The sequence below is a fragment of the Thalassospira sp. MIT1004 genome, assembly GCF_001858545.1.
GTDB lineage: Bacteria > Pseudomonadota > Alphaproteobacteria > Rhodospirillales > Thalassospiraceae > Thalassospira > Thalassospira xiamenensis.
Genome location: NZ_MCAO01000033.1, coordinates 248,675 through 263,332, shown reverse-complemented (window position 1 = coordinate 263,332; position 14,658 = coordinate 248,675). Strand labels below are relative to the sequence as shown.

11 protein-coding genes are annotated in these 14,658 nt (G+C 54.0%); 4 read left to right on the top strand and 7 right to left on the bottom strand.

The genetic code is table 11. From position 1 onward, the window contains the following. Positions 1 to 66 precede the first annotated feature (66 nt). Complete coding sequence (locus tag BC440_RS12745) at positions 67 to 2,820, bottom strand: [protein-PII] uridylyltransferase (RefSeq protein ID WP_063092291.1); 2,754 nt, start codon at positions 2,818 to 2,820, stop codon at positions 67 to 69. A 212-nt stretch (positions 2,821 to 3,032) separates the two neighbouring features. After that, positions 3,033 to 5,756: a DNA mismatch repair protein MutS gene (gene mutS, locus BC440_RS12740; RefSeq protein ID WP_063092292.1), complete on the bottom strand. Its 2,724-nt coding sequence runs from the start codon at positions 5,754 to 5,756 to the stop codon at positions 3,033 to 3,035. 183 nt (positions 5,757 to 5,939) lie between these two features. Here mutS and BC440_RS12735 point away from each other — a divergent pair, with 183 nt between their 5' ends. From BC440_RS12735 to BC440_RS12720, 4 genes are all read left to right on the top strand, one after another. Next, positions 5,940 to 6,437, top strand: a complete 498-nt coding sequence (locus BC440_RS12735) for a hypothetical protein (RefSeq protein ID WP_063092293.1) — start codon at positions 5,940 to 5,942, stop codon at positions 6,435 to 6,437. A 295-nt stretch (positions 6,438 to 6,732) separates the two neighbouring features. After that, entirely contained in the window at positions 6,733 to 9,000 is a 2,268-nt protein-coding gene (locus BC440_RS12730; RefSeq protein ID WP_007088543.1) for an NADP-dependent malic enzyme, read from the top strand. 113 nt (positions 9,001 to 9,113) lie between these two features. Next, a complete protein-coding gene (locus BC440_RS12725; protein WP_139189988.1) occupies positions 9,114 to 9,560 on the top strand; it encodes a hypothetical protein in 447 nt (148 codons plus the stop codon). Positions 9,561 to 9,665: 105 nt separating this feature from the next. Next, positions 9,666 to 10,127, top strand: coding sequence for a hypothetical protein (locus BC440_RS12720; RefSeq protein WP_063092295.1), 462 nt, complete (start codon positions 9,666 to 9,668; stop codon positions 10,125 to 10,127). Between the two features lie 79 nt (positions 10,128 to 10,206). On the opposite strand, the gene BC440_RS12715 is transcribed toward BC440_RS12720, so the two are convergent. From BC440_RS12715 to ppa, 5 genes are all read right to left on the bottom strand, one after another. Continuing rightward, a complete protein-coding gene (locus tag BC440_RS12715) occupies positions 10,207 to 11,193 on the bottom strand; it encodes a glucosaminidase domain-containing protein (RefSeq protein WP_063092296.1) in 987 nt (328 codons plus the stop codon). Between the two features lie 194 nt (positions 11,194 to 11,387). Beyond that, on the bottom strand, positions 11,388 to 11,957 hold the full coding sequence (locus tag BC440_RS12710) for a NifU N-terminal domain-containing protein (RefSeq protein ID WP_007088547.1): 570 nt from the start codon (positions 11,955 to 11,957) through the stop codon (positions 11,388 to 11,390). Positions 11,958 to 12,119: 162 nt separating this feature from the next. Continuing rightward, positions 12,120 to 13,094, bottom strand: a complete 975-nt coding sequence (locus BC440_RS12705; protein ID WP_037988967.1) for a DUF2333 family protein — start codon at positions 13,092 to 13,094, stop codon at positions 12,120 to 12,122. A gap of 69 nt (positions 13,095 to 13,163) precedes the next feature. Then, positions 13,164 to 13,706: a L,D-transpeptidase family protein gene (locus tag BC440_RS12700; RefSeq protein ID WP_082822654.1), complete on the bottom strand. Its 543-nt coding sequence runs from the start codon at positions 13,704 to 13,706 to the stop codon at positions 13,164 to 13,166. A 370-nt stretch (positions 13,707 to 14,076) separates the two neighbouring features. Beyond that, positions 14,077 to 14,601 (bottom strand): inorganic diphosphatase, encoded by a 525-nt coding sequence (gene ppa / locus BC440_RS12695; protein ID WP_063092297.1) that lies wholly within the window; start codon positions 14,599 to 14,601, stop codon positions 14,077 to 14,079. Positions 14,602 to 14,658 lie beyond the last annotated feature (57 nt).

The following is a 14,658-nucleotide window of genomic DNA, read 5'->3' as shown; positions in this document are numbered from 1 at the left end:
CTGCCGGGGTGATTTGGCTTTTGGCCAATCGCAGGGGCGGGGATTTTGTGTTTTCGGGTCGGTTGTTCAGCCGTTTTCCAAGGTTTGGGTCAGGGTTTCCTTGACCTGCAGGAATTTGGTGCGGCTATCAATTTTCAGACCAAACACGTCCTTGACGTAGAAAACGTCGACTGCGCGTTCACCAAAGGTCGAAATACGCGCCGATGCGATTTGCAGCGAAAGGTCGCGTAATGTGCGTGTGACGTCGTAAAGCAGACCCTGCCGGTCGCGCGCGGTAATTTCAATGACCGTGTGGGTGCGGCTGGCCTTGTTGTCGATGATGACGTTTGGCTCGACTTTGAAGACTGCAGTGCGATGCTTGTTATCCTTGATCTGGCGACGTTCGATTTCCTGACTCGGTCGCAGACGGCCTGAAATCACCTGTTCAAGCGTTTTGCGTAATTTATCGAGCTTGGATTTGTCGTTGAAGGCCTCGCCATTGGTATCCTGGATAAAGAAGGTATCAAGTGCCATGCCGTCGGCAAGGGTCAGGATTTTGGCATCGACGACATTGGCGCCACACAGCGCCATCGATCCGGCAATCTGGGAAAACAGCCCGGGATGATCGGTGGTGTGGACAATGATTTCGGTGGCATCGATATCGGTTTCGATTCGCATATCGATCGTGATGTCCGCACCGCTTGCCTTGGCATCACGGGTCAGATGGGCATGACGGACATGGGTTTCGGTGTCAAAACTGAGCCAATAGGACGGATAACCGCGATCAATGAAGTCCTCGACATCCTGTTCTGGCCAGTTGGAACCGGATGCGGCAAGGGCGTCGCGCAATTTCTGCTGGGCACGGGCGACACGCGAATCGCGACTGTCGGCATTCAGGCCGCCCGAAAGCAAGTCATCGGTGGCATAGAACAGTTCGCGCAGAAGGGTCGCTTTCCAGCCGTTCCAGACATTCGGACCTACGGCCCGGATATCGGCAACCGTGAGGCACAGCAACAAACGCAACCGTTCCTGTGACTGGACCAGATCGGCAAAGGCGCGAATCGTCGTCGGGTCATTCAGGTCACGTTTGAATGCGGTCAGGCTCATCCACAGATGGGCTTTGACCAGCCAAGCGACGGTTTCGGTATCGGCAGGCGACAGGCCGAGACGCGGACAAAGCTTTTCGGCGACTTCGGCGCCGAGTTCCGAATGATCACCGCCTCGGCCCTTGGCGATATCATGAAGCAATACCGCGACATAAAGCACGCGGCGCGAAATCACCTTTTCCATGATACGGGTGGCAACCGGGGCTTCTTCTGCCAGTTCGCCGCGTTCGATCTGGTTCAATATGCCGATCGCGCGGATGGTGTGCTCGTCCACGGTATAGGTGTGGTACATGTCATATTGCATCTGGGCAACGACACGACCGAAATCCGGGATGAAACGGCCAAGCAGCCCGGCTTCGTTCATTTTGCGAAGCGGGATATCGGGGGTATCGCGGTGTGTCAGGATCTCAAGAAAGACCTCGTTCGCGGCCGGATCCTTTTGCAACTTGTGATCGACCAGTTTCAGACTTTGTGTTACCCAGCGCAGCGTTTCGGGATGAATGCCGACCCCGTTCTGATGGGCGACAAGGAATAGGCGTAATATCTGTATCGGGTCACTTTGCAGGGTTTCGAGGCTGTCGACGGTCAGGCGATCATTGCGCAACTGGAAACCGTCGATTTCCTTGCTACCGAAAAAACGTGCCGGGAAGCGGATTAGCGGTTTGCGTTGATGGCGTTCTTCAAGGGCGGCACAGAAGATGCGGGTCAGGTTGCCGACATGTTTCACCATCAGATAATAGTGTTTCATGAAGCGTTCGACACCTGATGCGCCTGCATGGTCGGTATAGCCAAGCTTATCGGCAATATCGCGCTGCATATCAAATGTCAGGCGGTCTTCTTCGCGTCCGGTCAGGTAATGCAGCCAGCAGCGCACCGACCACAGGAAGTTTTGTGCCTTCAGAAAGCCTTGTGCTTCCTTGCGGGTCAGGACTTTGAGGTCGACCAGTTCAAGCGGGTTGCTGACACGGTAAAGATATTTGCCGATCCAGAACAGGGTATGAAGATCGCGAAGGCCGCCTTTGCCGTCCTTGACGTTGGGTTCAACCACATAGCGGGAATCACCCATGCGAATGTGGCGTTCATCGCGTTCGTTCAGCTTGCCTTCGATGAATTCAAGCCCCGTGCCCTTGACCAGCTCTTCCATGAAACGGGTGCGGAAGGCTTTATAGACTTCTTCATCCGCCCATACGAACCGGCTTTCAAGCAGGTTGGTACGAATTGTGATGTCCTGTTTGCCCATGCGCAGGCAGTCATCAATCGAACGGGTGGCATGACCGACCTTCAGCCCTAGATCCCAGAGCATATAAAGGATGTATTCGACAACCTGTTCGCCATGCGCGGTTTGTTTGTAGGGAAACAGAAACAGGATATCGACATCAGATTGCGGCGCCATATCGCCGCGACCGTAACCGCCAACCGCGACAACCGCCATGCGTTGCTCATTGGTGGGATTATGCAGTGGATAGACGAATTTCAGGGCGAAATCATGGATCAGACGGACAATCTGATCGATCAGGAAACTGTTGGAAAAGACCGCGTCCTGCCCGGAATTGGTTTCTTCGAAACGGGCACGGATGACCTTGCGGCCATTCTCCAGAACGGCTTTGAGGTGTTTAAGGATTTCCGCACGCTGTTTGAAGGATGTCAGATCCGCATTGGCAGCGATGGTTTCAAGCTCGGCAAAGATTTTGCGGCGGTCGATGATTTCGCGCTGTTTCTTGATTCTATACGTCACTTGAAGTGGTTTCCTCGGTCGGGTCTGGCATGAACGGGCTGGTTGCCCTTTTGGGTCCACACCCAATGCATATGGCATGCCGTGTTTTCGATGCCAGTGTTAGGCTGATCGCCGGAGTTTAACATCAAAAAGCAAACAGGCACCTGCCTGATATAAGGGCAAAGTGCCTGTTTTTAATGCGTTGGCCGATATTTTTCGCGACAGATGCGAAATCAACCGCGCATGGCGCGCAAGCGATATAGCGCATCAAGTGCTTCGCGCGGGGTCATGTTATCGGGATCGATTTCAGCCACAGCATCCAGAAGGGCCTTTTGTTCAGGCGACAATGCAGTGGTTTTGGCTTTTTCTTCCTGTTTGACTTGCTCGATTGCGGCAGCAAAAAGCGGCAGGTCATCGGCCAGTTTGGAAACCGCACCGCCCTGCTCGCCCTTCTCCAGGGTTTTCAATACCTGTTCGGCGCGTTTGATCACTGGTTTGGGCAGGCCTGCGAGCTGGGCAACATGAATGCCATAAGACCGATCCGCACTTCCTGCACCGACTTCGTGCAGGAAGACGACTTCGCCCTGCCATTCCTTGATCAGCATGGTGTGGCAGGACAGATGGGCAAGCTTGGCGGCAAGGGCTGTAAGTTCATGATAGTGGGTTGCGAAGAGGCCACGGCATTTATTGACTTCGTGCAGGTTTTCAACAACCGCCCAAGCAATTGAAAGACCATCAAATGTTGCCGTGCCGCGCCCGATTTCATCAAGGATAACCAGCGAACGATCGGATGCCTGATTAAGGATGGCGGCGGTTTCGACCATTTCGACCATGAAGGTCGACCGGCCACGCGCCAGATCATCCGCTGCCCCGACACGCGAAAACAGCCGGTCAATCACACCGATATGCGCCGTTTCAGCCGGGACAAAGGCACCGATCTGGGCCAGAACCGCAATCAGGGCATTCTGGCGCAGGAAGGTCGATTTACCGGCCATGTTCGGACCAGTAATCAGCCAAAGACTTTGTTCGCCTTCAAGGCGGCAGTCATTGGCAACAAAGGGGCTATCGCCATTTTCGCGCAGGGCGGCTTCGACCACCGGATGGCGACCGCCACGAATATCAAAGGCAAGGCTGTCATCAATGGTCGGGCGGATACATCCCTGATCACGCGCCAGTTCGGCCAACGCGGCTGACACATCAAGCCCGGCAAGTGCCTGTGCACAGCGCGCGATGGCGTCGGCATGTTCAAGGACGCCCGTGACCAGTGTGTCAAACAGTTCGAGTTCCAGAGCCAATGCCTGATCACCGGCCTTTGAAACCTTGCTTTCGAGCTCGGACAGCTCGACCGTGGTGAAACGAACCGCATTGGCCATGGTCTGGCGATGGATAAATTCATCGATTTCGATCATCCGGTCAGCCTGTTTGGCCGGTACTTCGATGAAGTAGCCAAGAACATTGTTGTGTTTGACCTTAAGGCTGGTGATGGCCGTTTGTTCGGTATATCGGGCTTGCAGATTGGCGATTAGCTTTTTGCTTTCGCTTGAAAGCATCCGCAATTCATCAAGCGGCGGGTGATAACCACTTGCGATAAAACCGCCATCACGCGCCAGCAACGGTAGATTTTCGCTAAGCGACCGGCGCAGAAGATCAACCAGATCGCCGTGATGACCCATATCGGTCAAATGATCGACAAGGGCGGCGGGTTGCGTGGTCAGGCCATCATTGCCGCCATCGGGTTTGTGCAAAAGGTTGCCAATCTCAAAGGCACAGGCCAGACCATCGCGCATGGCAGCCAGATCGCGTGGGCCGCCACGACCGACGGACAGACGTGACAATGCACGTTCGATATCCGGACATTCGCCAAGGGCAGCTCGCAGATCGGACCGTAGGGCATCGCGATCATGGAAATAGGAGACCAGATCAAGGCGTTTATTGATCGTGCCCGCATCGGTCAGCGGTGCGGACAGGCGGGCGGCCAGCAAGCGGGCACCGGCACCAGTGCGGGTACGGTCGATGACCGATAAAAGCGATCCCTTGCGTTCACCTGATTGGGTCTGGGTCAATTCCAGTGACCGGCGGGTGGCGGCATCAATTTCCATTGCAGCACCCGCAGCCATGCGTTGCGGCGGGGCAAGGCGCGGCATCTGACTCTTCTGGGTCAGATCGACATAATCGATCAGCGCCCCGGCCGCCGAAAGTTCGGCAATTTCGAATCCGCCAAAAGCGTCCAGGGCCGCAACTTCATATAGTTTTTTAAGGCGCAGCTGGGCATTTTCGGCATCAAAGCGTGATGCGGGTTGCGGGGTGATGACGTTTTTGTATTCGGCGTAGATATCGAACATTTCCGAACGATTCAGAAGTTTGTCAGATATCAGAAGCTCACCAGCGTCAAGACGGGCAAGGGCGGCAGGAAGCCCGCCCATATCACAGGGCTGAACATAAAAATCGCCGGTCGACATATCAAGCCAGGCTAGGCCGACCTTGCCGCGAACTTCGGATACGGCGGCCAGATAGTTATGGCGCCGGGCATCCAGAAGGCTGTCTTCGGTCAGGGTGCCGGGCGTGATCAGTCGGACAACGCCGCGTTTGACGACGGATTTGGCGCCGCGTTTCTTGGCCTCGGCCGGGTCTTCCATCTGTTCGCATACAGCGACACGGAAACCCTTGCGGATCAGACGCTGAAGATATGTTTCGTGGCTATGGACGGGAACACCGGCCATGGGAATTTCGTTACCCTGATGTTTGCCACGTTTTGTCAGCGCGATATCGAGTGCCTCGGCCGCCTTGACGGCATCGTCGAAGAATAGCTCGTAAAAGTCGCCCATGCGGTAAAACAGCAGGCAGTCCTGATACTGTTCCTTGATTTCAAGGAACTGCATCATCATCGGGGTCGCACCTTCGGTGTCGAACGAAAGGGGGACGGTCTGAGTATCGGAAGGATCGGCAATATTGTTCATGGCGAGTGTGATAGCAAACCCTGAAGGCATTGACGAGGGAATGAAACGGCCCGGGAGCAGTTTTTGACCTATGCCATTGCAATGCCTGATTTTCTGTAAAATATGTTAAGATACGCAGGCAGCAAAGTAGCGCGATCATCGCCGATTTGCCGCCCTTTGACCAGTGACCAAGGAGATAAGAAGATGGCAGCAGACCAAGCGACCCGTCAGGCGCCGGAACTGGTTGGATTATTCGATACAAAAGACGGCTTTGATGCCGCGGTTCGGGAATTGCGCGATAGCGGATTTTCGCGCACGGACCTGTCAGTTTTAAGTTCCCATGAATCAATTGATGTTGCCGGGTCGGATGGCCGGTCCTGGTCCGATGTGCTGACCGCGCTGGTCGGTGAAGCAAAATACGAGGTGCCCTTGGTGGCATCGGGGGCGATTGCACTGTTTGGCGGGGCGGCAACCGCGCCGGTGGCGCTTGCGGTTGGTGCGGGCGTTGGCGCCGTGGCGCTTCGCGAATTTATCGAGGAAGTTACATCAACCCCGCATACCGAAGATTTCGCCCGCGCGATCAATGCCGGGTCGGTGATCCTGTGGGTGCGGATTGATCCCGACAAGGAGGATGCAGAAGCCAAGGCGACCGCGATTCTGAAAAAGCACGGCGCGGAAAACATTCATCTGCATCAGGGATAATCCCTTGATTTTGAGTGCGTATTTGCATTTTTCGGCATGACGGACATGGTTTGCTAAAACGTAAAAGGCGATCAGAAATGATCGCCTTTCTTATTTCCGGTTGGCATATGATGCGCTGCAACATACGGAAAACGCTACGTAATTTTGCGGTTGCCGTTAACGTCGCCTTTGACCCGGGGCCAGAAGCCTGATTTATTGAGCGGTCCGGCATGACGGCTCCACACCTGATTGCCGGGTTAAAGTTTACAGGTTCTCGCCGCTTTCCAATCCACCACGCAAGCGTCAGTGAAAATATATGTCAGATTCAGAAATCAAGGTTCGTGACCGTGAAGCGCTGCTGTTTCATTCAAGTGGCCGCCCCGGAAAAATCGAAATCACTCCGTCGAAGCCGCTGACCACACAGCGCGATCTTTCACTTGCATATTCACCAGGTGTGGCGGTGCCATGCCTCGAAATCGCCAAGAATCCGGCAACGGCCTATGACTATACGTCCAAGGGCAATATCGTCGCCGTGATCTCGAATGGTACGGCCGTTCTGGGGCTTGGCAATCTGGGTGCGCTGGCATCCAAGCCGGTAATGGAAGGCAAAGCGGTCCTGTTCAAGCGTTTTGCCGATGTTGACGGGCTGGACCTTGAAGTGTCGACCGAGGATGTTGACGAGTTCGTCAATTGCGTGCGCTTCCTTGGCGCGTCGTTCGGCGGGATCAACCTTGAAGACATCAAGGCCCCGGAATGCTTCATCATCGAGCAACGCTTGCGCGAACTGATGGATATTCCGGTATTCCATGACGACCAGCACGGTACGGCGATTATTGCCGCATCCGGCCTGATCAATGCCTGCGACCTGACGGGGCGCGAGCTTAAAGACATCAAGCTTGTGATCAACGGTGCGGGTGCGGCGGCGATTGCATGTTGCGAACTGGTCAAAAGCATGGGAGTCACACCCGATAATGTCATCATGTGCGATTCGCGCGGGGTGATTTACAAGGGCCGTGAAGACGGCATGAACCAGTGGAAATCGGCGCACGCGGCCGAAACAGATGCCCGCACGCTGGAAGAAGCGATGGACGGGGCGGATGCGTTCTTCGGCCTGTCGGTCAAGGGCGCGGTGACGGCGGCCATGGTCAAAAGCATGGCCAAACAGCCTATCATCTTTGCCATGGCAAACCCGGATCCGGAAATCAGCCCGGAAGACGTCGCCGCGATCCGAAATGACGCGATCTGTGCCACCGGGCGTTCGGACTATGCCAACCAGATCAATAACGTGCTTGGTTTCCCTTATATCTTCCGCGGGGCGCTTGACGTTCAGGCATCCACGATCAACGAGGAAATGAAGATTGCCGCGGCGCATGCGGTGGCGTCACTGGCGCGTGAAGATGTGCCTGACGAGGTTGCTGCGGCTTATTCCGGCCGTCGCCTGCAATATGGTCCGGAATATATCATTCCGGCACCGTTTGACCCGCGCCTTATCATTGCGGTGCCCAAGGCCGTGGCACAGGCCGCGATGGACAGTGGTGTTGCACGCCGACCGATCATTGACATGGCGGAATATGAAAATCAGCTGCGCGGTCGCCTTGATCCGACGGCGGCCCATCTACAACTGATTTCCGATTATGTGCGGGCCCATCCGAAACGGATTGCCTTTGCCGAGGGCGAAGAGGAAACCGTTATTCGTGCGGCTGTGGCCTATCGCAATTCCGGTTATGGTACTCCGATCCTGATCGGGCGCGAGGACCGGATCGCGGAATCGGCCAAATCGCTCGGTATCGAAAGCCTTGAGGGTGTTGAAATCAGCAACGCGGCCCTTTCTCACAAGAACAAGGAATATGCCGAGTTCCTGTATGGCCGCCTGCAGCGTAAAGGCTTCCTGTGGCGCGATTGCCAGCGCATGGTCAACCAGAAGCGTAACGTCTTTGCAGCTGTTATGGTGGCAAAAGGCGATGCGGACGGCCTGATTACCGGCCTGACGCGAAACTTCCATCGCAGCTTTACCGATATCAGTTCAGTGATCGATGCCAAGCCGGGCGAAATCCCTATGGGTCTTTCGATTGCAATTGCCAAAGGCCGGACGGTGTTTATTGCCGATACGCGCGTGCATAACATGCCCGATGCCGAGCAGCTTGCCGAGATTGCGATCCAGGCGGCCGAAAAAGCCCGTCAGCTTGGTCACGAGCCGCGTGTGGCAATGGTATCGCATTCGACGTTTGGCAACCCGTGGAGTGCAGATACCGACCGTATCCGCGAGGCGGTCGGTATCCTTGAGCGCAGTAATGTCGATTTTGAATTCGATGGTGATATTGCGGTTGATGTGGCGCTTGATACTGAACTGTTGAAGCTTTATCCGTTCTGCCGTCTTTCCGGCCCGGCCAATGTGCTTGTAATGCCGGCCCTTCATGCGGCGACAACGGCGTCAAAGCTTCTCGACAAGCTGGGCGGTGGTACGGTTGTTGGTCCGGTGATGATCGGGCTCGAAAAGCCGGCACAGATCACCCAGATGGGCAGTACGGTTAACGACCTTGTCAACCTGGCAGCACTGGCCGCTCACGAGGCAGAACACGGCTAAGTTGCGCTAAACAATATTGTTAAAATGGCGGAATTGCTGATGCAATTTCCGCCATTTTACTTTAAGAGGCCGGAATATAACAAAAAACAACCGGTAATCGTGGGAACGTGACGTTGAATTTTTCATGCAAATGGCGTTTTGGGCTATGCACAGTTTTTTTGATTCTGTTCGGGTGCAATGCTTCCGAGCCTTCGTCAGAACTGATTACGTCCAGCTTGAACGAACTGCACGATGAAGCCCTGATAGGCATGCTATCGCATCTGGAAAATATCGAGATATCCGATACGGAGCGAACAGGCGACAATCGCAGTCGTGTATCTGTGCAATACGAACTGGTGTTTGATATTGATTTTGCCAATGCCATTGGCATTGTTGCCGATCCGGGGTCAGCTTCGGAAGCCGAACGTATGCGGTTTCGTGATTATCTTGGTATTCTTGGAACTGTTGAATTGACGGGCCTGACCAGCCTTTATGGTGAATTTGAAAAAGATCAGCGCTTTGACGTCGCCCGGGTCGTCGATTTCGTTAAGATTAAAGGCAAATGGATCGCGCAGCCCTGATGGCGTTTATCGCTTGGGCAATAGCGTGGATCGACCCGATTTCTGCCACATCGGACTGTAACAGGTTCGCGCCATAACCGTATTTCAGGCATAAGGAACTTGTCGATGCATCGCATCAGTCATTTTTTTGCATTTATTCTGTTCGTTCCGGCGCTTGTGGCCTTGGCTGCGTGCGACGATACAAAGACCGAAGGCCCAACAGCTAATGAGATCACCACGGCCGTGATCGAACGTTTCCGTGATGATCCTTATGCCAAAGTTGGTCATGTTGAAAATATTGCCAAGACCAACAGCATCAAAGAAGCCGAAGATGAAACGACAGTTATGGTGCGTTACGAATTGGTGTTTGATCGCTCGGTCGCGGATTTTGCCGATGACGTGACGGAAAAGGGCAAGGCCGCCGGGGACCTTGATACGGTCGGTGACACTGTCAGTGAAGCAATTGATCTGGTGAAGACCAAGATGCTGGCCTTGAAGGAGGGCGAGTTCAAGGCGGGTGACAGGCGCATTGTCGAAAGCGAGATCCGGCTGGTCAAATCCGAGAAAGGCTGGATTTACCGCCCATAGAATCTGGTGGTATCCATTTACGGAAATAAGAAAAGGAACCGCATGAAACCGGTCCCTTTTTTATAAGCGATTGGTGCGATCAATCTTCAAGAAGTGCCAGAACACTTGGCGGCGGCGGTATATCGCCAGACGCGAAGCCGATCCCGTCGAATGTTTCAAGACCGTTCACGCGCATGATGGCGTGAAGCGAGTCGACATATTCTTCACCACGTTCGGAATATTTGGTTAGTGTATCGGCCAGATCCCAACCAAGCACGACTTCGCCACCTTCACGCAACTTGGCACGTTCAGCGCGCAGTTCGGCATATGCCGGGTGCGAGTTGATGTTGCGTGCATAGGCACGAACACTGTCGATCAGGCTGTTAAACGATTTGATGACGTGGGTTTTGCCTTCGGCACGGTCTTCTGGGACGATGCCGTCTTCATCCCAGGCCCACTGGCCAAACAGGGCATTACCCTTGCGCACGAAGCGCGACGTGCCCCAGCCGCTTTCCTCAGCGGACTGAGCAAGCATCAGAGATGGCGGAATGATATCGATGCGTTCAAGCAGTGCGGTGACACCGCCATCCTTCACGCGATAGCGCTTCATCATCTGATCGACCCATTCTTTTTCAGCCGCACTGATCGGGTCGCCGGAATATTTCTTGCTCTGAATAGCCATCAGGCGATCACGTCGCGCTGTGATTTCCTCGTTCACACGCAATGCCAGCGGCAGCATGATTCGAATGAAAATCTGTTTGCGCTCGTCTGCGGATGCCAGATCGCGCATGCCTTTGGGAACGCGTTTGATATAGACGCGTGGAATTTCCTGCACACCCGACAGGCTGTAGCCGATGCTTTGATAATACTGGTTAAGCGCGATCACTTCTGGATCGCGACGGTAGAGCGGTTTGACGTTCTTTTTTTCCGGCGCAACGGTAACTGCTGCGACCTCGTCAAAGCTCATACCTTTAGGGGGGGGGGTAACATCCCATCCACCGAAAATGCCAAAATACAGTAAACCTACCGCTCCAAACACTGAAGCAAGCGCAATTTTACGGTAACTGCCTTCTTTTGCGCTATTCATGTTGTTTCTCCAGGATCAGTAAAACTGCCGGTTCATGCGAGCCGTTATCTATGCCTGCCTGTTGTGCGGATCGCAACCTGCAATATCGAAAAGGTTAATTTTTCCTTTGCGACGTTTGCGTTCCGCGCGTAATGACAACGCCCGGCACAGAAATTTGTGCGTGCCGGGCGGAAAAAATTTCGCGAATCGGGAAATCAGTCAGCCATGACCGGTTCTACGGCCTGAACTTCCGGCACGTAATAACGCAGCATGTTTTCGATGCCCATTTTAAGGGTCGCCGTGCTGCTCGGGCAGCCGGAGCATGCGCCGTGCATTTCAAGGAATACAACGCCGTCTTCGAATTTGTGGAAGACGATATCGCCGCCATCCTGTGCGACGGCCGGCCGGACACGGGTATCAAGCAGTTCCTTGATCTGGCTGACCAGTTCATCATCTCCATCTGATGCGGTGCTGGCACCGGTGGCAGCACCGGAATTCTGATCAAGAACCGGCTGTCCGGAGGTGTAATGCTCCATGATACCGCCAAGGATTTGCGGTTTGAGTGTCTGCCAGTCTTTGGCATCGTCCTTGGTGATGGTGATGAAGTCACCGCCCAGAAACACCCCGGTGATGCCTTCAACTTCAAACAGCTTGCGGGCAAGCGGTGATTTTACATCTGTATCGGTTGCCGTGAAGTTGGCGGTGCCCTGACGGCCCATAACATCTTCGCCGGGCAGGAATTTCAGTGTTGCCGGGTTCGGAGTCGGTTCGGTTTGAATGAACATGTCGGCTTGTCCTCTCACTCTGGGGGCCGGGGCAAATCTTGCCCGCGCGGCGTTCCCGATTTCATCTGGTTAGGCCCTAAATGGGGCAAAAACAGGAAAAGATCAAGTCTGAGCGCGCAACTCAGGTATTCGTGATCTGACACCCGGTACCGGGAACCTGTCTTATCGCTGCAGAATAGAGCTGATTTCGCGCATCTGGGTACGGGCGCGCAGCAGATAAAAACCAAGCCCGGCCAAGTGGTTTGGGAAAATAATGCCATCGGCCGAACCGTTGACCACAACCAGAGGATCAAGAGCCGCTGCTGCCTGCAACGAGCCGATCATTTCCGCCCAGGCTGGTGCTACCTGACGTTCATTGATGACCTGTTCGAAATCGGTGCCGAGGTCACGCAGGATCAGGCTATAGGCATAAAGACGGCCCTTGGTGGCATAAAAGACATCATCAGCAGTGCGATCAAACAAGGATGGGTCTTCGACCTTGTCATCAATCAGTGCGGATGCTGATCCAAGATCATTGGCGAAACGGTTCAGCGTTTCCTGCAGATTGTCAGCACGGCGTTCAAAAACGGCCTGACCGTCTGCCAGGCGCTGATTGTAACGGTTAAGCGCTGCAATAGCCTGCCGGTATTGCTGTTCGGAGGTTACACCGGGCAAAAGCGACACGCTGGGATCAAAGACCCATTTGTCACCCCTGAATTTCAGAAGGCCTGCTGCATCATCCAGATCCGGGTCAACCTGGCTTGAGCCACGCGTACGACCAATCTGATCGGACAACTCGATTGCAAAGCGTGACAGGGCATAGACAATACCCGTCTGGAAGTTCGGCATATTGTCCAGTGCGGCACTCGGCAGGAAGAAGGGATCGTTCGCCGTCCAGCGGTTCTGATTGATTTCGCGATCTATCAGTGCGGATGCGGTGCTTACCGAATGGCTGCCGCCCTGATAATTACCAGTGAAATCGGGATTGTCGTCGATCTTGTGCACCAGTGCCATGCCGACCGGATAATAGATGACAGCGACCAACACAATAACGGTAAGGCTGCCCACCCAAAACTTGCGGGAGCTGAAAACACGCCTGATGCGTGCTCCGAAACCGGAAATACCGTTCTTTTTGTATAGATAATCGTCTTCAATCATGATCCGTCCCGGTCAATGGCGTGCAGCATGAAACTAGGGTGTCATTGCCACAACGGCAAGTCCATGATTTTACATATCGATCCGAATATAGTTTTCAGTCGTGCACATGGACAAAACGGTTTCGAGATCTTTTTCGCCAAGTGCAACGCAGCCTTCGGTACCGGTATAATCCGGGCGGGCAATATGCATGAAAATCGCCGACCCTTTTCCCGGGACGGTAGGATCATCGTTGTGACCAAGTACGACAATGAGGTTGTAAAGCCCATCGTCGCGAAACAGTTTCTCATGGCTGGCATCAAACGGAAGCCGCACGGGGCGATTATAGTCCGGATGGGTAGGATCGTCGCACCAGCCATCAGAAAAGGAAATAGTGGTGACTGGAAGGTCTGTATGGGGGCTTGCGCGGCGATCAGACCGATACATAACATAACGCAGTCGCCAGGTTCCAGCCGGCGTTTTACCGTCACCTTCGGTCTTTGCATCGGCAGAGACCACGCCGTTTTTGCCAATTGCACAGCGAAATTCCCGGTCCTCAAAGCGCAGCAATCCATCTGTCGAGACAATCATTTCGACCGGATCGGACGGCGTACTGGTTTGCAGGTTGCTATGCATTGGTCTGAAACTCTGAATTCCGGTTGTCTAAAGTGCTGTCGCCAAAGCGTTTTGCAGAAAATTTCTTGAAGATGTTGAGAAACAACAAAGGTGAATTTGTGGCAATGCCGTATCAGCTACAATGATTGCACGCAAAGTTGATACGGGAATGCAGACTGTCAGGTTTCGCAGGTAACCAAAAATATCTTTGGAAAGGTGCGGAAGGCTTAATGCCTACGTCAGGCGTGCTTCGCCTGCACGGAACAAATCCTTTGTCCAATAGTCCCGAGCGAATTGAGATTATGTATGTTTTTTGGCGTCATGTTAAAATGACAACGCCCCGCGCCGGAATCCGGGCGGGGCGTTAGAAAGCCATCGCACATAAATCGGCTTATTTGCCGAGACGGGCTACACCTTCTTCGATCAGTTTAGCGGCTTTCTCAGCGCCTCCCCAACCGGTGACTTTTACCCATTTGCCTTTTTCGAGGTCTTTGTAACGCTCGAAGAAATGCTGGATCTGATCGCGCAGAATCTGCGGAAGATCTTCGTGGGATTTGATATCGGTATAGTACGGATCGATCTTGTCGTGCGGCACGCAGATCAGTTTCTCATCCTGCCCGGCCTCGTCTTCCATCATCAGAACACCGACCGGACGGGCGCGAATGACCGAGCCAGCAACAACCGGTTCACGGAACATGACCATGGCATCGACCGGATCACCATCCAGGCCAAGGGTGTTGGGGATGAAACCGTAATTTACCGGATAATACATCGAGGTATGGAGGAAGCGGTCAACGAAGACAGCACCAGAGTCTTTGTCGACTTCGTACTTGATCGGTCCGCCCTGCGGGATTTCGATGACGACGTTAACGTCCCAGGGAACATCTTTGCCAACGGCAATCTTGCTGAGATCCATTTGGGGAAAATCCCTTTCGCTTTTTGATAAGGCTGTGCCCCGTTGCCGGGGCTATCA

Bases quoted from the DNA above. Each gene is read 5' to 3' on its own strand.
- BC440_RS12715 (WP_063092296.1), bottom strand. From the start codon at position 11,193: ATGAATAGCGCAAAAGAAGGCAGTTACCGTAAAATTGCGCTTGCTTCA.
- BC440_RS12710 (WP_007088547.1), bottom strand. From the start codon at position 11,957: ATGTTCATTCAAACCGAACCGACTCCGAACCCGGCAACACTGAAATTC.
- ppa (WP_063092297.1), bottom strand. From the start codon at position 14,601: ATGGATCTCAGCAAGATTGCCGTTGGCAAAGATGTTCCCTGGGACGTT.
- BC440_RS12700 (WP_082822654.1), bottom strand. From the start codon at position 13,706: ATGCATAGCAACCTGCAAACCAGTACGCCGTCCGATCCGGTCGAAATG.
- BC440_RS12735 (WP_063092293.1), top strand. From the start codon at position 5,940: ATGGCAGCAGACCAAGCGACCCGTCAGGCGCCGGAACTGGTTGGATTA.
- mutS (WP_063092292.1), bottom strand. From the start codon at position 5,756: ATGAACAATATTGCCGATCCTTCCGATACTCAGACCGTCCCCCTTTCG.
- BC440_RS12730 (WP_007088543.1), top strand. From the start codon at position 6,733: ATGTCAGATTCAGAAATCAAGGTTCGTGACCGTGAAGCGCTGCTGTTT.
- BC440_RS12705 (WP_037988967.1), bottom strand. From the start codon at position 13,094: ATGATTGAAGACGATTATCTATACAAAAAGAACGGTATTTCCGGTTTC.
- BC440_RS12720 (WP_063092295.1), top strand. From the start codon at position 9,666: ATGCATCGCATCAGTCATTTTTTTGCATTTATTCTGTTCGTTCCGGCG.